This window comes from Aporhodopirellula aestuarii (assembly GCF_023701485.1).
Classification (GTDB): Bacteria; Planctomycetota; Planctomycetia; order Pirellulales; family Pirellulaceae; genus Rhodopirellula; species Rhodopirellula aestuarii.
In genome coordinates, this window is the sequence record NZ_JAMQBK010000078.1 from 115,951 (window position 1) to 136,487 (window position 20,537).

At 57.5% G+C, this 20,537-nt stretch carries 8 protein-coding genes; 5 read left to right on the forward strand and 3 right to left on the reverse strand.

Going from position 1 to position 20,537, the window contains the following annotated elements:
• The first annotated feature begins 482 nt into the window (after nucleotides 1-482).
• Together NB063_RS25985 and NB063_RS25990 are read left to right on the forward strand one after the other, a co-directional pair.
• Nucleotides 483-1,073 (forward strand): sigma-70 family RNA polymerase sigma factor, encoded by a 591-nt coding sequence (locus tag NB063_RS25985; RefSeq protein WP_250931949.1) that lies wholly within the window; start codon nucleotides 483-485, stop codon nucleotides 1,071-1,073.
• Complete coding sequence (locus tag NB063_RS25990) at nucleotides 1,066-5,760, forward strand: WD40 repeat domain-containing serine/threonine protein kinase (RefSeq protein ID WP_250931950.1); 4,695 nt, start codon at nucleotides 1,066-1,068, stop codon at nucleotides 5,758-5,760. The genes NB063_RS25985 and NB063_RS25990 overlap by 8 nt, the downstream gene beginning before the upstream one ends.
• Nucleotides 5,761-6,094: 334 nt before the next feature.
• On the opposite strand, the gene ftsH is transcribed toward NB063_RS25990, so the two are convergent.
• On the reverse strand, nucleotides 6,095-8,311 hold the full coding sequence (ftsH, locus tag NB063_RS25995) for an ATP-dependent zinc metalloprotease FtsH (RefSeq protein WP_250931951.1): 2,217 nt from the start codon (nucleotides 8,309-8,311) through the stop codon (nucleotides 6,095-6,097).
• 202 nt (nucleotides 8,312-8,513) lie between these two features.
• On the opposite strand from ftsH, the gene dxr reads away from it, so the two are divergent.
• The 3 genes from dxr to NB063_RS26010 all read left to right on the forward strand — a co-directional run bounded on the left by dxr (nucleotide 8,514) and on the right by NB063_RS26010 (nucleotide 17,086).
• A complete protein-coding gene (gene dxr / locus NB063_RS26000; protein WP_250931952.1) occupies nucleotides 8,514-9,830 on the forward strand; it encodes a 1-deoxy-D-xylulose-5-phosphate reductoisomerase in 1,317 nt (438 codons plus the stop codon).
• A gap of 61 nt (nucleotides 9,831-9,891) precedes the next feature.
• Nucleotides 9,892-12,012, forward strand: coding sequence for a site-2 protease family protein (locus NB063_RS26005; RefSeq protein ID WP_250931953.1), 2,121 nt, complete (start codon nucleotides 9,892-9,894; stop codon nucleotides 12,010-12,012).
• A 436-nt stretch (nucleotides 12,013-12,448) separates the two neighbouring features.
• The gene (locus NB063_RS26010; RefSeq protein ID WP_250931954.1) at nucleotides 12,449-17,086 is read left to right on the forward strand and encodes a DUF4332 domain-containing protein; all 4,638 of its coding nucleotides are present in this window, start codon (nucleotides 12,449-12,451) and stop codon (nucleotides 17,084-17,086) included.
• Nucleotides 17,087-17,235: 149 nt separating this feature from the next.
• Here NB063_RS26010 and NB063_RS26015 read toward each other — a convergent pair whose 3' ends face one another.
• Complete coding sequence (locus NB063_RS26015) at nucleotides 17,236-18,756, reverse strand: tetratricopeptide repeat protein (protein ID WP_250931955.1); 1,521 nt, start codon at nucleotides 18,754-18,756, stop codon at nucleotides 17,236-17,238.
• Nucleotides 18,756-20,315 carry a sigma-70 family RNA polymerase sigma factor gene (locus NB063_RS26020; protein ID WP_250931956.1) on the reverse strand — a complete coding sequence of 520 codons (1,560 nt, stop codon included), beginning with the start codon at nucleotides 20,313-20,315 and terminating at the stop codon, nucleotides 18,756-18,758. Before NB063_RS26020 ends, NB063_RS26015 begins: the two co-directional genes overlap by 1 nt.
• Nucleotides 20,316-20,537 lie beyond the last annotated feature (222 nt).

Consider the following 20,537-nt stretch of genomic DNA (forward strand, 5'->3'; position numbering starts at 1 on the left):
ATGTGCCCGCAAGCACACGTTCCCCATCAAGTTGTCACGTCCAACGACACCAAACCTTCTTCTGCGACGAGACTGAGGACATGCCAACCGGTGCCGCTGGCCACAAGGTACACAGAACCTGTTTATCCGGATGGCGTCTCGCAATTGATGGATACCGCAGCATTCCATCTCGAAACATTTCAAAACTCACAAAAAATTTTCCGGACGGGCCGACGGTTTTTCGTTTTAAATTGCGTTCGCAAATCCGGGCAAACAACAACACTCCGTCGACTCGATCACAGCGACTTTTAGTAGGCGTCTGTTTTGACGGATTGTGTTCAGGCCACTCAGACCTCGCTGCCAAATTCCTGGCATGCGCCCCCCCCGCTGACGACAGAATCAGGTACATTTGCACACCCCTCTACTTAATGGGCTCAGGTTGTCGTGCGATGTGCCTTCCGCCGTTGTATGGCTGCCGAGTCCCCGTCTCCAAACACAACACCATGTCCGTAAAACGTCCCGAACCGGGAACGATCACGCTGTTACTCCAGGAATTGGAAACGAGCCAAGACGATGACGAAATTCTGAAACAACAGCTCTATGATCGTATTCAAACCCACTTCCGCACGGTCGCAACACGCTTGCTCGGCAGTTACCCCGCACATCAATCGCCGCCGGTCACCCAGATCACCGACGACGCCTTTCTAAAACTGCTCGACAGGGCTGATTTTCGGTACTCCGATCGAAGGCATTTCTTGCGTTCGGCGGCGATCACGATGCGAGGTCTCGTGGTGGATCACTTCCGGGCGGTCGCCGCGGAGAAGCGGCGAGTCGACCACGAGGCCATCCCGCTGTCAGGAGATTTCCTGGTCGACTTACGGGCGGGACTGCCCGAGCAAATTGTGGAGCTAAGCGACCTGATGCAGTCGTTATCAACCAAATACCCCAAGGCGATGGAGGCGTTGGACTACTCTCGCTTCGCTGGCATGACCTACGCCGAGATCGCGGAGCACATGGGAATCACGGTGAACCAAGTCGACTCGCTGATCCGGCTCGCTAAAGCAAAAATTCGGCGGGCAATCACACATGGCTGATAAACCGAACGCGGACCAACCAAGCCTCAATGAATCGCGAATCATCGAGCTAACCGAACAAGCGAAGAAGCTACCGGTTGAGCAGCGAGATGAGTTTTTGCATTCGCAGCTCGACGGTGATCCCGACGCTCAATCGCTCGTGCGGGAAATGCTTGCCAACACGAACGGCGATGATCCGTTTGCATCTGTTTGGCGTTTCCTCGAACAGAAACCAACGTGCCGTGCCGACGATCAGCCCACTCAGGATTTCAACACACCCGCAGCGAACGATGACACAACCGAGTTCTCAACCGGTTCGAAGTTTTCGCCGTTGACATTGACGAAGGACGCAACAACACTCCCCAAAATCAAAGGGCATCGATTGGATGCTATTTTGGGAAGTGGTGGGATGGGCGTGGTGGTCAAGGCGTTCGACGAAGGGCTCGAAATCGATGTGGCGATCAAATTGATGCAGCCCGCGAAGATGCAGTCCGAGCGGGCACGAACCCGTTTTCTGCAAGAGGCCCGCAACGTTGCCAAGTTGCGGCACCCGCACATCGTTGGAGTTTTGCGTGAGGGGCAAACGGCCAACAATACGCTGTGGTTTTCAATGGAGTTGGTTGATGGAAAACCGCTGAGTGAATTGGTCCCCGAACGCGGCATGGACTGCGACGAAGCTGCGAGAATTATCGGCCAAGTCGCACAGGCACTTGCGACTGCACACCAAGCCAAGATTTTCCACCGCGATATCAAGCCGGCCAACGTGCTGATCGATCAAAATGGTCAAGCGAGAGTGGTCGATTTTGGACTCGCCAAAAACGTTCAATCGGACTTGTCGCAAACCATCGACGGTCACGTTCTCGGCACGCCACAGTACATGGCCCCGGAGCAGATTGATTCATCGGTCGGCGAGATCGGTGCAGTGACGGACCTGTATGCCCTCGGTGGGTTATTGTATTTCCTGCTGACGGGTCAACCGCCGCACGGAAAGTCGAATCAGTATGAACAATTCCAAGCGGTGCTAAATCAGGACGTCCTCTCACCATGTCGGCGACGGGCGGACGTTGACAAAGACCTCGCCGCGATCTGCTTGAAATGCCTGCAACGGGAACCCGGTCGACGGTATGCCAGCGCCGATGCCTTAATCGCAGACTTGCAGCGTTACGCCGATGGGCGTCCGGTGACCGCGAGATCGATTGGGCCGATCGGTCGGTCAATCCGCTGGGCCAAACGAAACCCGATCGCAGTCGGTGTGGTTGGGATGCTGTCGACGCTGCTACTTCTCGCTGGCTATTTCTGGTATCGAGCGGGTGAACATGCTGCAATCGCCTCACAGCGGGCCAAACAACTCGACGAGCAGAAAACTGAAATTTCCAACAAGGCTCATTCACTCGCACAAACCAATGCGGTGATGAGGCGACAGGTATACGGAGCAGACATTCGAGACGCTTTTCAGCGACTCACCGACGATGATTTTGCGGGGGCATTCCACCTCGCGTGTAAGCTGATCCCGGAGCCGGGGGAAGAAGACTTTCGTGGCATCGAATGGCGACTGTTGTGGCATCGCTTAGTTGGTCCCTATCGAATGCTGCATTCGCCGGGGTCTTATTTTGGCCACAACCAAAAGCACTTTTCGATCAGTCCGGACAACGAATCACTGGCCTACACCGCCATCTTGGGAGGAACCTTCGTTTGGAATTACGCCGAAGGCAAATTGCTTGCCCACTATCCTGAGATTCAGATTCCACGGCACCTCTTAGATAACCGATCCGTCGTCTGTCTTGTTAATGACGAGTTGGCGATCTGTGACGCATCGAGTTTCAAACCGCGAATGACCCAACCGATCGATGGCGAAATGCGCGACGCTTTCTCATCGCCCGACGGCAAGAAGTTTGGCGTGGTGATTCGTGACGGGGACGGCAACTACATCAACGTGTACGAAACCTCGACGTTTGAGAAACTCTTTACAACCGCTCGACAAGAAGCGGTCATTCGCAAAGCATGCTTTTCTCCAGACGGCGACGAATTGGCCGTCGCGCACGACGATTACACGTTTCGAATTACAGATCTGACTGACGGATCCATCACAACGATCAAAACGCAATTCAAACCAATTGGCGTCGACTACTCATCCGACGGTCACTTCTTCGTCGCTTGTCCGCTTGGATATCGTGCGCAAATTTGGGAAACCAAAAACTGGACTGAGATCGCAAGCCTTGGAGGCAACGACAAGGCTTGGAGAATGGCGAAATTCACGCCAGACGATCGTTATCTCATCATGGCTGGTTTCGACGGGCGGATTTGGCAGTATGAAACGGAGAACTGGACACTCGTCAGCCAACACGATGCGGACCTCACCGTATGGTGGGGCGACATTTCCGAAGATGGCCACACATTGATCCTGGGGGGAGTGACAGGGAAGCGAAATCGCTCTGAAGGTTCGAGTGATGGTGGGACCGGGCTGCGTCTGTTTCATCTCGATCGAGATTTTGAATCCGGATTTAAGTGGCATGATTGGGGACGCCATATCGGGCTTTCCAACACCGGCGGAGACCGGATCGATTCTTCGCCGGCGAGCGTCCTGACTCATCTCTCTCAGTTGGAAAATGGGAACAAACAAATCGAACAAATCACATGCGACGACGCAGGAGGCTCCCGTTCGAAGACGATCTCATTAGAGAATGAGGCGATCGCGGTTCAGGATTTCTTCGGAGGACGTTTTACAGGGGTCCTCTTTGCCGACGGCACGGTCGGATACGTCGACTGGGAAACGCTGGCGATTCATATGGTCGAAACTCCAGCGGATGCGCGAATTCTTTACCGCGATCACACTCACCCCGATGCACTGTGGATCGTCAACGACAATAGCGTGACGCGGTTTGTGCCCAGTTCGGAGGCGGAGCGTGAGCAGTTGAAAACGGCCGAGTTTGATAGTCTGCCCAACGTCATGGCGATCGACCGCATGGGAGGACAGACCTTCATCGCAAACACCGAGACGGTGGTCGCGTTGGATTCGAAGTTGCAAGAACGTTGGCGACATTCGGTGAAGGCGGGCACGCTACTCGCGATGGCGGCAATCGACAAGGATTCCGTCATGATCTCGACGGATCAACAAAAACTACAGGTCGTCGAGCGTGATGGCGTCATGGACTGGGCGAACCTGCTCAAAAGTGCAACCCACATCGGATTCACTGATCAGGGCACGCGACTTCTACTCCGTGACAATCAACGATCAATTGACGCGTGGGATGTCAACACCCGGCACCGCATCGCGAAATTTGCCACTGCTGATAGAAACCAGGGTTTCGAGGTGGATTGGGATGGAAAGTGGCTCATGGTCCACACTTCTCGCACACGGATCTTTCAATCTCCCACGGAACAAGCCGTTCTCGATGATCTCTTAGCGATGGCGGAAACCGAGAACGCGAACGATATCGTGCTAAACGGTCTTGAACGTCAACTCCGTTGGATAGGACTGGATGACGTCGACGTCAACGCGGGCCTTCGATTGGCGAAGCAAAGATCCCGTAACGTCAATTCTCAGCGTCAACTGGACGCCTCATCGGAGGTTACATGGACTGTCCGCACGCCCGATCCAGCCTCATTGAGCCAGCATCAAACTGCCGCGAAAGATGTCGTTCAAAAAGGGATTGCCGAAATGCAATCGAAGATACCCGATGGTTCGATAGAATCGCTGTGGCTAGGGCAACGATTACACGTAGACGAACTCCAGAAGGAGCAGTACGCGCGGGGGCGTCGCCGAGAGATATTCGATGAGTTCGTTGAGCAAATCGAACCCGGTACGAGGCAACCGCTATCCAATCTTCGCTATCACCGAATCGCCTGGATCGACGATCGAACGCTATTGGCATTCGATCGCAACGCAATTTTTCGTTTGGATCTGCTTACGGGTGAGCGAAGTCTTGTTGCGACGGTTCCGGATTATGTCTGGTGTGCGGTAAGTGACTTAGAACGCGGATGCGTGTATGTCGGGACGGGAGGTACCTGGACAGCAGAGACGAAAAGTGTCGTTTCCAACTATCCCGTTCAATTGCTCCGGTTCGACACCGCGACTTGGGAGCGTGAGACGCTCTATCAATTTGACGAGGGAAAGATCCTCTTTTTGGCACTCGCTCAAGACAAAGGCTCTCTCATAGCAACCGGAATAGGCACGAAAGGCGTGCGTGTTGACCTCGATTCGGGCGAAGTAACAACCGTGGATGCGATGGTCAACCGAAGTGCGATCAGTCCGATTCCGGAGACGAACCTCGTCGTCTGTTCCAATAACTTGTGGCATCCAATTAAATTAGTGGATATGTCTAGCGGGCAAGTCTTGCGAACCATGAAAGATCCCCATAAGGGAAATGTCGAATACGTTCACCCTCTCAACGGAGGTCGATTCTTTGGATTCGTCGTGCCTACCAAACTCATTGCCCTCATGGATGGGGAAACCGGTAAATTCATCGCTAAGCACGAGATCAAGATGCAGTATGAAACGCACTCGACGGGCACCGATGATTACTTACTCGCAGGCATTCACGATGGCCGCTTATTCCAAATGTTTGCTGATCCAAACATGCCGACGCGAATATTTCAAATCGGAGGGAATCGCTGCGCGGGAGTGGCCATGCTTCCAGGCCATCCTGACACCGTTGTGCTGTCCACCGATCAAGGCATCAGCCTGATGCGTCTCCCACCGGTCGATTGATCCCGTCCTAAGCAGTTATGCAGGAATCATCTGGCGAAACTGCCGCGAACAGTAGGCCGGACCGAGGCTTTGCGANNTCACGATCAGCGGAATTGTCGTTACACCGAATCACTTCTATGTACCTGCCTAAAAGCAGTCTTTTCAAAATTAGACGGCAATGTCCGGTTCAGTCGCGCGTCCAAAGGATCAGCCGGCATCACCAATGATTGGCACGTTAGTCAACCGGTTCTCAGATGGGTAACCCAAGCGTCCCGTGTGCAAACTGACTTCATCGAATTCAATTTGGCGGTTACCGACAGTCAGGCAAACCGTGCGGCGTTCGAACCGCCGTCCGTCAGCTCGACTGCACGGTGTCGTCGGTCTTTCGATGCACGATTTTGGCTTTGGGTTTTTCGTTAACCGTACCGGGAACCAGCCACGGGCCTGCGCTGTGTTCGCGGATCAACCGCATCAGTTCCTCGCTGTCGATCGCTTCGACTTCGAGCAGCCTCTGCGTGACAGCCTCGAGGACCTCGCGCCGTTGCTGCAAAATCTCCCGCGTTTGAACGAGCATGTCTTCAACGATTCGCGACACTTCCTTGTCGATCATCTTGGCCATCTCTTCGCTGTGCATGATCTGGTAATCACCCATGCCACCGCTATTCAAAAACGGTGACCGCGTGCTGCGCCGGAGATTGATTCGACCGAGCCGACTCATCCCGTAATCCATCACCATGCCGCGTGCCGTTTCGGTGCACCGCTCGAGGTCGTTTTGGGCACCTGTGCTGATATCTTGGAAGATCATTTCCTCAGCGAGCGTTCCCGCCAACATGACTTTCATCTGACTTTCCAGCTCGCTCTTGGTCATCAAGAATCGCTCCGACTCAGGACGCTGCATCATGTAGCCGAGCGCGGCGAGCCCGCGAGGGATGATGCTGACCTTGTGCACCGGATCGGTGTTCGGCAACGCCGCGGCAACGATCGCGTGCCCCGATTCGTGATACGCGACGCGAATTTTCTCGTCTTCGTTCATCACGCGGTTCTTCTTTTCGAGTCCCGCGGTAACCCGTTCAACGGCGTCGTTGAACTCCTCCATGCCGACTGCAGGACGCTCGTTGCGAGCCGCCAACAAGGCGGCTTCATTGACGAGGTTTGCCAGGTCGGCACCAACAAATCCGCTGGTGATCGACGCGATACTGCGGAGCTCGACCGATTCGTCGAGCTTGACGTTCTTGACGTGCACCGACAGGATCTGCTCACGCCCGGCAACGTCGGGACGATCGACAAGCACGTGGCGATCGAAGCGACCAGGTCGCAACAACGCCGGGTCGAGTGTTTCGGGGCGGTTGGTCGCGGCGACCACGATCACTCCCGAGTTGGATCCGAATCCGTCCATCTCGACGAGCAATGCGTTAAGCGTTTGCTCGCGTTCATCGTGTCCACCCACGGTACTGCCGCTACGGCTCTTGCCGAGTGCGTCGAGCTCGTCGATGAAAATGATGCATGGCGCACGATTGGTCGCTTGGGTGAACATGTCACGCACTCGCGCCGCGCCGACACCGACAAACATCTCAACAAAGTCACTCCCCGAGAGGCTGAAGAACGGCACTCCCGCTTCGCCGGCGATCGCTCGGGCGAGCAACGTTTTCCCGGTTCCTGGAGGGCCAACCAACAGAACACCTTTGGGAATGCGTCCACCGAGTGATTGATATTTCTCACTATTGCGGAGGAAATCGACGACTTCGCGAACTTCATCGACAGCCTCCTCGATGCCCGCGACGTCCTCAAACGTGGTCGGCAAATCATCTTCGCTGTACAGTTTCCCACGGCTGCGTGAGAACGACATCGGCGACCCGACACCGCCCATCCGCCGCAGCATCACGATCCCAAGCGCGATCAGCACCCCGATCATCAACAGCTCGGGCCAGTGATTTTCAAGGAAACGGCTCGGCCGATCGTTGTCCCAGGAAACACCAGACTTTTCGAGCAGACTGATGAAGTCCGCGGCAATAGCGTCGTTGGGGTAACCACGAATCGTGATGAACTCCACCGTCGTGGGCTCGACCTTGGCATCGCTGGCACGACCGGTGAGCACGCGGTATTTGACCTTACCGGTGATCCGATCGTCCGCGACTCGAATCTCGGACGGACTGCTGTATTCGTAGGCGACTTTCCCGTCGACACCGGCGACCACGATTTTGGGCACCGCGGCGGTGGTCCGCCGGGTAACCGTTTGAATCGGTGCCGTCTCGGACTCGGACGCGTCGCCTTCGTCCGCTGAATCGGCCGAGGACACTTGGGCAACAGACTCGGTCGATGAATCGGAGGACGACGGGGACTCCGCCGGCGATTGCGATGCGTCTACTGACGATGCGTTTTCAGCGGACTCACGCAGATTGGCGGCCTGGGTAAGCAACTCCTTGAGTTGCGGGTAGGCGAGTCGTTTGCGGTTATCAGAAACGAGGAACGCGCTCACCAGCACGGCGACGGTGATCACGATCAAGACGAACCAAATGTTGCCGCCACCTCGATGTTCGGAAGATCCACGTGAAGATTTCGGGTTGTCACTCATTCGAAAAGCTTGAAGAGGCGAAGGGAGGAAAAGGCTAAAGTTAACCGGCAGGGGCGATTTTTGGGCATCAGGAGCCGGAACGCGACCGTCCAGTCGTCATCCGCCGTGACACTGAAACGGTTATCCGGATTGTGATTCCGCGGCCGCTTGTGCATCATACGGGCCGCACAGGGTTTTGGTTAGAAATAAACAAGGTGGAAAAATGAGGGACGGACGCCGGATCGCGATCCTGGGAGCGACCGGCAGCATCGGGGCGGCCACGCTCGATGTCGTCGCTAGTCTTCAGAAACATGCGCCAACCGAGAACTGGGAGGTGCTCTCGGTTTCCGGACATAGCCGAGTCGACAAGCTCGTCGAGTCGGCGCGCGCCGCGCAGCCGGTGCCGCGAACGATCGTCGTCTCTGATGAACAAAACGCCACCCTCGCACGCGAGGAAATCGCTCGCCACCAGTTGACCCGGCACTGCGAACTCGACGTAGGGCCCGACGCTTTGGTTCGCGCGGCCACCGATGTGGATGTCGACACCGTCGTGGCGGGGATCGTGGGTAGGGCGGGGCTGGAATCCACCCTCGCGGCTGTCGAAGCTGGTAAACGCGTAGGTCTGGCAAACAAGGAAACGCTGGTAATCGCTGGCCCTGTGGTTACCGCCGCGGCCGCTCGCAGTGGATCGGAATTGCTTCCGATCGACAGCGAGCATTCTGCGATCTACCAGTGCCTCGCCGAAGCACGCTGTCTGGCTGCGCACCGATCGCAGCCCAAGAATCCGCCAACTTCATCGATCAATCCGGCCGAGGCAACAACTGCCCCGCAAAGAATCGAATTCGGGTCCGCCGATCACTCGCTGCCCGGTGTCCGCCGTCTGATTCTGACCGCGAGCGGCGGCCCCTTCCTGGATTCGACGCGGGAAGAGATGGAAGCCGCCACGCCGAAAGAAGCGCTCAACCATCCCACTTGGGACATGGGCGAGAAAATCACGATCGACTCAGCCACGATGATGAACAAGAGCCTTGAGATCATCGAAGCGAAATGGTTGTTCGATGTGCCGGCTGATCGGATCGAAGTCGTGATTCATCCGCAATCGATTATCCATTCCCTCGTCGAGTTTGAAGACGGCAGCGTGATCGCGCAGCTCAGCCCACCCGACATGCGGCTGCCGATTCAGTATGCTTTGACGTATCCCGATCGCCTGCCGTGCCCGGCGCCGCCGCTCGAACGCACCCAGCGATGGGACATGAGCCTGATCCCGGTCGACCACGAGCGATTCCCAGCTTTGGAGCTCGGATTCGAAGTCGCACGGGTTGGCGGAACGGCCGGCGTCGTGCTCAATGGAGCTAACGAAACGGCGGTTCCTCTGTTCCTGAGCGGAAAAATTCGCTTTACTGACATCGCTCGTTTGTGCAAACAGACGCTCCTCGACCACAATCACGAGACTTCACCGAGCCTCACGCGGTTGCTCGAACTCGACACTTGGTCCCGCAAACGGGCCGCTCAACTCGCCGAAACCATTTCTGTGGCGTAGTCGTAGTTTGACTTCGCCCTCCTGAATTCTTGCCTTTCCGATTTTTGCCGTAGCCCCACTTATGTCATTGCTGTCTGATTTTTCCTGCCTCGCCACACTCTTGGCGGCCACGGATGAACCCGGTTTCCTCGCCTCGCTGTTGGGCGGAACCTGGCTGTGGACGAAGGTACTCGTCGGCATCGGATTGGTCATTTTCGTTCACGAACTCGGTCACTTCCTGGCCGCAAAACTTTTCGGCGTGAAATGCGAAAAGTTCTACGTGGGGTTCGACGTGCCGTTGCAAATCGGCCCGATCAAATTCCCCCGAACGCTAGGCAAATTCACCTACGGTGAAACCGAATACGGCATCGGCATCATCCCGCTCGGCGGCTACGTCAAGATGCTCGGCCAAGACGACGATCCCCGCAAAGCCGAAGAAGAGGCCAAACGGATCCGCGAAGGTGGTGAAGGCGACGAGCCCGGCAAGCTCGATCCACGCAGCTATCCCGCGAAAACGGTATGGCAACGCATGATCATCATCAGCGCGGGCGTCGTGATGAACGTCATCACCGGGATCCTGTTCGCCGCGATCGCTTACTTTTACGGCGTTCCCTACACCCCAGCGATCGTCGGCGGTGTGACCCCCGGCGGGGCAGCTTGGACCGCGGGCGTTCAACCGGGCGGGTTGGTGACCTCGATCGCTGACTCCGAAGACGACGACCAAATGCATTTCACCAAAATGCAAACGGCCATCATGACCGAAGGCATGGACAAGCCCGATGAGCCGATCGACGTGCGATTTTCCTACGGCTCCGAGACCCGCGAATATTCACTGATGCCCCAACCGCACCCGCTCGAACCGAGCCTGCGGATGATCGGCATTCACGGCCCGATCAGCTCCAACTTGTTGCCAACAATCTACGCGATGCCGGGCAGTGTCGCTGCCAACGCGCTGACCGACGATGACGCCGGTGCCAAGGTTGTCGCCTGGAACGGCAGGGAAACCGATCCTGAATCGATGATGCCGATCGCTCCCTTTCTGAACCAACTCTACAGCCAACCGACCAAGCCGATTGAGATCACTCTCGTGCGGCGTGATGGCGAAAAACACACGGTCACGCTCCCACCTCAAGCCGAAAAGGATTTTGGTATCCGCTTCCGGATCGGAAAGATCACCTCGATGATCAAGGACGGCCCCGCCGATAAAGCAGGGATGAAAGTCGGTGACCAGATCGTCGCCATCAATGGCGATGAGGACATCGACGCCTACACGTTGCTGCTGCAATCCTGGCCAGCGGGCGAGGCCGTTGAAATCACCGTAGAACGCGGCAGCGGCAACTCAGCCGAAACGAAAACGCTCACAATCATCCCGAATGACGGGTTCCAAACCAAACCGCCCGTCTCCGAACTCGGCGAATCGATGGCCAGCACTCCGCTCGGATTGGCCTACAACCCGACCACAACCATCCAAGCTGTCACTCAAACCGACACCGACCTGCAGCCCGGTGATGAGGTGCGAGAGGTCCGAATTCGGTTCCCTGACCCAGCCGCCCGCGAAGCACTCGCACGTCAACTCGGCGAACCCACCATGGTCAAACTGACCGAAGGCTGGGAACTCGGCGCGACCATGCCGCTGGGTGTGTTAATGGAAACGGTCCAGGTGCTGCCCGTCGGCGCCGAAGTCCTCGTCAAAGCCACGCGTCCGCCTGAAGGCTCCGTCATCGAAGCGGCCATGAAGGTCCAAACGTCTGACCGAGACTGGTACGAACGCGGCTTAAATTTCAGCGAAATTGAACAGATCCAAACCGCTGATTCATTCGGAAACGCGCTGGCACTCGGTCTTCGCGAAGGCATCCGCGGACTCGAAAACGTCGGTCGTTTCCTGGGAATGTTGGTTTCAGGCAAGGTCCAAGCGAAATTCTTGGGCGGCCCGATTCGAATCGCACAAATGGCGAGCTACGAAGCCGAACGTGGCATCTCGGCCCAGCTGTTGTTCCTCACAATGCTGAGCATGAACCTCGCGATCCTGAACTTCCTACCGATCCCGGCTCTCGATGGCGGTCACATGTTGTTCCTCATCGCCGAAGCGATCCGAGGTAAAAAACTGGACGAAGCGTTGGAGATGCGACTGACTTTTGCGGGTGTATTGGCGCTGCTCGCGCTGATGATCTTTGTCTTCGCCAACGACATTCTGCATCTCTAGACCTGACACGGCACTACTGCGTGCCACACCCCTCACGCGTCGAAACCGACCGTGGGGTGCGGTCCCTGTCCGACATAAGCCGAGTCGGGTTGCTAAGTCGGTGTGTGGAAACGCCAGCCTGAAGGCGGAACGGCGTTCTCGACCGGGCAAAAAAAATTGCTTTTTGTTCACCCCACCAACGGGACGCGGCGTCCCTCTAACCTAAGAAAACGCCCTTTTTTCAGCGAAATCGCGTGAAACTCAAGGGCTTGCGGGTCCGTTCCAGTTTCACGATTTAGGTCTTTCGGAAAAATCCCACTTTCGACTAAAGTTCGCCCTGGAAATAACCCCGGCGCGGGAACCCGCTCTGTGCAGGACTGCCCAGAACCCTCGCCACTGTCGGTCGGCCCCTGTTAGGCGTCGACCGCTCGCACCCAAGGAATGGAGCGTTAGCACGATGTTGTTGGATCGCATTGAAATCGACAGTCACGGCCCGTTGAACCGAGTCGAACTGGGTCCCCTCTCTCACCACCTAAACGTGCTCGTCGGTGCTCCAGGGTCTGGAAAGACCGCCATCGGCCGCTTTATCCGTGATTCGCTGATCGACCGCGAATACCCAAGAGGAATGCTCAGTGGTTCCGCAGGCCGCGTCGTGTGGGTCGACAACAACGGCTGGATCCATTGCCGCCGCGAACAAGACGGCACGCCTGGCGGTCGCCGCAGCGTTGAATTTGAACCACGCAGCGAAACGGCAGGCATCTGGGACGGATACACCGAAGGTTGGTTCGACGGTCCGCACGCCAACGCCATTCACCGTGACGCCTACGGCTCCGAGATCGCATCGCAAACCGCCTCCGCCTATCGATCTTCGCTCGCATCGCGAACCCTCGGCGGAATCCGAATCCCCGAGTCGATCGTCGATGGCGTGATGGTCGACACGACCGTAAGCAGCGTCTCGCGAGTCGTCGCCTCGTGCGTTTCCGCAGGTCTCGATCGCGAAGATCTTGCCCGCCTGCCGTTCGAAAACGAAACCGCCCAATTCGCTCAGCAAGGATTCACCGACGCTCCCGTCCGTGATCGCGACGACCGTCAACGCCGCGCCCTCCGCAGCGAACTCGCCGACGTCGAAGCGGAACTCAGCAAACTCAGTGCCCTCGCCGATCGCAATCCAACCGAGGAAGCCGCGTCGCCCCTGACCAATGTCGACTACGATCGCCTCACCCGCGAACGTGACCAATGCGTTCGTCGCCGCGATGAACTGATCGCCCGGCGTGAAGAATCCATCCGTATCCGCGGTAGTCGCTACCGCGCCCCGGTCGCAAACTACACGAGTCCTTGGGGACCAATCGACTCGCGGTACGCTTCCACGAACTGGGATGCAAACACCGCCCAACTACGTGCTCTCCATCAGCGTGCGGACTCACTGCGTTCACGCGCCGCGGAACTCCAACGCTGGATCGCCGAACTCGATTCGCAGTCCCACGCCCGCTCGGCTGTCGATGTGCCGTTTGCCGGTTACGACGTGCAACCACGATACAGTGCTGACTACACGCTGCCACGTCACTGGCAATCCACCTCAACGGAACACCTGCAAAATAAGATCCGCCAAGCCGATCGTGAAATCGTCTCGCTCCGCCGCGTGCTCGCTGACGTCCGCGGACTGCGTGAGATGATCGGCACAACGATGCGGTCAACCACCCCGTACACCGAATCATACGATTGGCTCGACGACAGTTGGATGCAGGGCCGACGCTACGACCACTTCGTCCGTGCGATGGACCATTACCGCAGCGATCGACCGTGGGTCGACTTCTACGACCGGGCCTACCAACCACTACGACCGGTCGACGACCTTGCGATGCGAATCGAAGCCACCACTCGTCACCTCGATTGGTTGTTGTCGCGATTTGACGTTCCCGGATCGACAGTCGACTCCCGCCCATCGGACCCTTACACGTGGCTCCATGAAAGCGAACGAGCTGGATTCATTGAAGAATCACTCCGCCGCGTCCGCAACCAACTCCGCCAACGAGACTTCTTCAACACCGCGCACCTGGACGCGATCGTTGTGGAATTGACCCGTTCGCTCGATCATCTGATGTTGCAGCGTCGCCGTGTCGTGGAATCGCTCGCCGCACAGCACACCAATTCGAATCGTGATTTCACCGGCCTTTCGGGTCATCAGCTCGACTGGGTCAACGAACGCCGTTCCGCCAACGAAGAGCTTGCGAGCATCGAGAGTGAACTTCGCCGCGTGCTCGACCAAACCGCGACGCTTCGCCATTCGCAACGTTACCTTCCGATCGTCGACCGCGCTTATCCGATCGGCACGGGCATCTACGACAGCCCGATCGGATCAACCTACGGAACCTACACCGGTCTGGATCAGGGCCAGTCCGAATCGCTGCGTGCGGAAGTTCGCTCGATGGATGCCGAAATCGCACGTTTCAACCAACGCCTCAGTGACCTCGACCTTCGAATCCGCGCGCTGCGTGCACGTCCGGCTGTCGCTCCAACGCCTTATGGCGACATCGCTCGCCTTCGCCGTCGCCGCGACGAACTGATCAGCCTGCTGAACCGACATCGCCCTGTCGCGCGCCGTGAATCATCACTCTGCGAGCTCGCGAGCCGATGGTTAATTCGACTTTCGGGCGGACGTCATCGGGTCGTGACTTGGTCCGTTTCCCCGACTGCGGTCGATCCCTACACAACACTCGAAACCGCGTCGGCGGATCGCGACAGCGCACCCAACGGGCGCATCGAAGGTCGCCGCATTGGCGTCACCATCGATAACGTTGACGAACGCAACGTTCCCGCCGCCACCCGCGCAATTGCCTGCTTAGCCGTTCGCATGGCCGCCGGTGAATTGCTTGGACGGATGGGTCACGCCATCCCGCTCGTTCTCGAAACACACCGCGAACTATTCACCGCTGGCGAGCCGCAAACCGCAGCTACAGACGGCTACGTGCCCGCGAGAGAAGCGGACGCGTATTCGCACTGGACTCGCGAAGGACTCTGCGGTGATTCGATCGCATCGGCGTTTGCAGACTACGCTGCGGCAGGTCGCCAAGTACTCGTGTTGACCGAGCACGCCCCACTCGCCGATGTGTTGCGTCGATCCGGTGCCCGTTTCTTCCAACTGCATACGCAGCGAATCGTCCACCCACACCGACCGCTTTGGCGCAACGGTGAACGAAACGATCGCTACACCGGCCCTCATACGATCAACGTCGACGGACTCCCCGCCTCCAATGGCCACGAAACAATGGACTGGGCGGATGCCGGTTCGATCAACCGTGAATTTGATCACGCCTGGCGTGAAAGCGCCGGACTGCGAGACGAGGCATCGTATTGTGCCACCGCAACGGACGCCCCGGGCGCTGGTGCGGCACACCGTGACGGCTACTACTACGCCGACAAAAGCTCAACGTATCCGGTCGCATCGAACGTCAACGAAGTTTGCAGCGGCAACGCTGGCCAAATGGTTTCTCAAAGCCTCACCGCCCGGCACAACACTCCGGCAGATACGAACGACGTGCCATTTTTCCTCACGGTCGACAGCCCCATCGATGCCGCCCCTTCGATCGACGCCGTCGCCGCACAACGACTGCGTCGGATCGGCATTTCACACATCACTCACCTGATGAACCAAGACAGCAACCGTCTCGCCGACACGCTCGGCCTAGCCGGTGTCGATGCCAAGACGGTTCGTCGTTGGCAAGCCGAATGCCGGTTGATGTGCCGTGTCCCACAACTGCGTGGTTTTGATGCCCGCGTCCTCGTCGGGTGCGGAATCACCGACCCGGCTCAACTCGCCGCCATCCACCCGACCGATCTGCTCGAACGCGTCAAGACATTCCTGGCGACCGAACGAGGTCAACGCATTCTGTTGTCCGGCACGAGCTACGAGTTGTCACGCATCACGAGCTGGATCGCATCGGCCAATCAAAGCGTTCACACCCACACCCGGGCTCGCACCGTCGAAGGCCGCCGAGTCCGCACCCGCGTCATCCGTGAAGACGGCGACGACACCATTCAAACAGCGTCACGACACAAAACGACGCCGCGCACCCGCTACGTCGAGAACGACGACGTCTACTTGACCGACGATGACTTCGACCAAGAACGATACGAAGTCGAAGTTGAACGTCGTGCCGATCGTATCGTCGATGACCTCGACGAACTCGCCCGCGACTATGACGGCGGACGAGACCGAGATGCACACGCCAGCGGCGACAGCCGAAATTCAGGAACCGATTCGTCCTCACGATCAAGCCGAACTTCGCGTGGAAATCGGTCGAGTGACAACGGTTCATCGAGTCGCTCATCGAGCCATTCCTCCGGCACATACTCGTCTGATCGCGAAAGTAATCGCGGCGAACGCAACTCCCGACGACGACGCGAGCGATCAAGCGAATCTGACCGCAGCCGATCGGCTCGCGGCGAACGTGAGAGTCGCCGCACTCGCCGAAGCGATTCGGACCATCGCGGCTCCAACCGTTCGGGCATTCACACCGTCGCCTCGGACACCACTCGCACAGACCGGGACTCGTCTTCGCGAAATGGTTCGTACGATCGAGAGTATCGTGAGCGAACCACAAACAGCGAACGGCAAACCACACGTTCGAGCGAACGCAACGAATCCAGTGAACGCGTTCTCAAGTTCTATCTTGAGCGGGCCAGTGATGTGGTGGACGCCCCATCGATCGGTCCTCGCATGGCAGAACGATTGAACAAGATCGGCATCGAGACGGTCGATGACTTGCTCAACGCCGATCCGGCCGAAGTTGCCGCCGGACTCAAAAATCGTCGTATCGACGAGTCGACAGTGCTGGAATGGCAACAACAAGCGACGCTGGTTTGCCGGGTTCCAATGATGCGAGGCCATGACGCTCAATTCCTCGTCGCCGCAGGCGTCACCACCCCAGAGGAACTCGCTGATTGCGATCCAGTTTCTCTTTTCGCCACCGTCGAAGCCATCGCCAACTCAAACGAAGGCAAGCGGATCGTTCGTGGTGGCAAAGCACCTGACCTCGAAGAGGTTACTGAATGGATCGAATTCGCTGCGGACCACCGCCCACTCAAAGCGGCCTAAGCGACAACCGTTCGCGTGAGCACGCGAGCAACCTAACATGACGCCCAATGACAGGGGCGAGGAACCGGTGGTTCTTCGTCCCTGGCCTCGTTTGGAGCCAGCACTGGAAATCGCAATCGGTTTCGCCACCGACCCTCGCCTCGGCGAGCCTACGCCAGCAGTCGATCTTTGATCCGGTGAACCGGTTCGGCCCAATTACCAAACTCGGATTGGCGACTGATCACGGTGTTGGGGTACCACGCCGTCGACACGCCACTCATCAGCCATCGCCAATCCGGCACGCGGCCAAGCAATAAGTGCGTTCGCACGCCGAGGGCTCCGGCTAAGTGGGCGATGGCGGTGTCCGTGGTGACGATCGCGTCGAGGTTGCACAGGACCGCGGCGGTATCCATGAATTGCCCCGTCGATTGGTCGAGCGTTTCTGGCAACCGGATGATCGAGTCTGAGAAATCGACTTGATCCAATTGCTCGATGCCATGGCCGAACTGCATATTGACGACATCAAACTCACCCGACTCGACAATCGGCCTGAGCACTTCCAACTCCACGCTGCGATAAACGTCGGCGTGGTGTTCACGGTTCCCCTGCCAATTGATCCCGATGATCGGCTTGGCAAGCGCATCGCCCGTTTGCGACGCTGATGCACGCGCCGAGGTCAGCCAATCGGCCCACTTGCCAATCGCCGTATCCGAAACATTGAGATAGCCCGGCACACGCGATGGATTCGAACTCGCGACCTGAGCGGCATCACCTTGGAACAACGACTCGCCGAAGTACATGGTTTGATCGCGCTGATACAAACCGTCGAGTATTTCCAGAAACGATCCCTGGTAGTCTGCCTGAGTCATGCTGCCATGCAACATCGACATTCCCGCCGCCAAGACATCGCCTCCACGATCCGCCGGGACCACCTCCGCGACGAATTCGTCGATGCCCGGGGCTGAGGAAAACAGCGGAATGAGCTTTTCACTGCAAGTCACGATCACGGTCGCGCCGCCCGCTTTCAATGCCGCCGCGACGCGGATGAAATGGATTGCGTCGCCGAGGCCCTGCTCGGGATAGATCACCACGACTCGGTTTTCGAGCGACTGGCCGGTCCACACGGGAACATGAATCCCGGTCGCTCGCCATGCCTCGGTGACGGCGGACCGTGCCACACCAGGCATTCGCCATCGCCATCGAAACTCTTCAAACCCACGGCGGTAATCGCCCATCAGCAACGAGATCACGCCGAGGTTACGGTGCAGCTCCGCGTTATTCGGATCGATCTCCAAACCACGCGCATACCACTGCAGCCCACGTTCGACATCGCCATTCCACACCCACAGCGTGCCGCGATTTTTCAGCGCCGAAAGATATCCCGGCTGCAGGTCGAGAGCTTTCGCGAAGCACTGCTCGGCTTCGTCAATTTCACCCCGCATCCTCAACGAGTTGCCGAGGTTGTTCCACGCGATGGGGAATTGGCTTTTGATCTCCAAGGCTCGCCGGTACGACTCGATCGAACCGGCGAAATCCCTCAGATCAAATTGGGCGATCCCAAGATAAACCCACGCTTCGGCGGAGTTTGGAATTTGAGCTAAAACGCCGCGATACAACTGCATCGCGGCGGGAACATTGCCACTCTGGTGAACCTGCCAGCCCTGCTGGAGAACTTCGCCAATCGATGGCATTAATCCAAGAACCCAACCAAATCTTGGCTACGGCTAGGCTGCTGAAGCTTACGAACCGCCTTGGCTTCGATTTGCCGGATCCGCTCGCGGGTGACCTTGAAGATATGGCCAACTTCCTCGAGCGTGTAGCTGTAACCGTCACCCAAACCGTAACGCAGTTTAATGATCTCACGCTCACGATAGGACAACGACTTCAGCACACCGGTGATCCGCTGGCGAAGCATTTCCTGAGTCGCACCGATTTGCGGGCTCTCAGCGGTTCCATCGGGGAGCAAGTCACCGAATTGGCTGTCTTCACTGTTACCGACCGGGCGATCCAACGAGATCGGGAATCGACTCATCGTGAGCACACGACGGGCTTCTTCCACCGTCACGTCGGCACAACGGGCGGTCTCTTCGATCGAAGGCTCGCGGCCGAGTTCTTGCAACAACGCACGAGCGACGTTGCGAACGCGGCTCATCGTTTCAACCATGTGAACCGGAATCCGAATCGTCCGGCTTTGATCGGCAACCGCACGGGTGATCGCCTGACGAATCCACCAAGTCGCATAGGTGCAGAACTTGAATCCACGGCGATATTCGAACTTGTCAACGGCCCGCATCAAACCTGCGTTGCCTTCTTGGATCAAATCGAGGAACGACAAACCACGGTTGCGATACTTTTTGGCGATCGAAACGACGAGTCGCAAGTTACCTTCGCTCAGTTCACGTTTGGCTTGTTGGTATTCGCTGTACACACGGCCGAGCATTTGGCATCGGTTACGCAGCGACGTCGGTGTTTCTTGGCACGCGGTCAAGATCTGACGACGTTCATGCAGCAGCTGATCGCGAACTTCGCGGCCATGCTTGGTACGTTTTTGATCTGCGATCAGGGCGTCGATCTCGTCGAGACGGCGTGAAAACTTTTCGAGCATCGCGATTCGAGTCTCGATCCGCTGAGTCCGCAGACCGAGTTCCTCGATCAAACGAACGGCGCGACGACGACGACGTGCCAGAGCCCGCCACGCTTCGGCACGACGACGTGCAGGCGTGCTCTTGCTCATCGCAACCTTCCAGTCGTGCCGGTTACGGCTCAGGAGGGTTTGCAGGGTACGAAGGTTGTGTGGCAAACGGCCGACGATCTGGTCTTTCTCAAGACGATCGGTCACGCTGACCTGGACGGTGCGATCAAACGGCAACTGCCCGCGGTAGACTTTCTTGAGCGTCTTGTACGCTTCGACGAGAACGTAGTGGTTCTCGAGCAATTTCGTGCGGAAGCGTCGACGGGTCTCTTCGATCCGCTTTGCCAGTTCGATCTCTTCGCGGCGCGTCAGCAATGGGATCTCACCCATTTGCGTCAGGTACATGCGGACAGGATCGTCCGACCAGGTTTCCGATTCATCGATCGCGATCAACTCATCGGGGCTCTCCAACTGCACCTGCCCGTCGCCAACGTCACTGACGTTAACGCCCGTGTCGTCCTCGTTGTCATCAACAGGAAGTTTACGGAAGCCACCTGAGACGACATCGGTGTTTGTTGCCGAAACATCGTCAAAATCATCCATTAACGGATCGAACAAAGTATCAACTCCTTCAAGGTTGTGTGTCTATTTCTTATCGCTGAGGGATCCGTGCCAGGATTCCACCTGGACTCGTCCACCAATCGTGTTGAGCCGTTTGCAAACGAACTCTGCGTTATTTTTTGTCTACGTGCGGGTTAATCGAGTCCGAGTGTAATTCGACGAAACGTCAAAACGAGACGTGTTGCGACAGTTTGTTGGCGTTGACGAAGCGAAGCACAT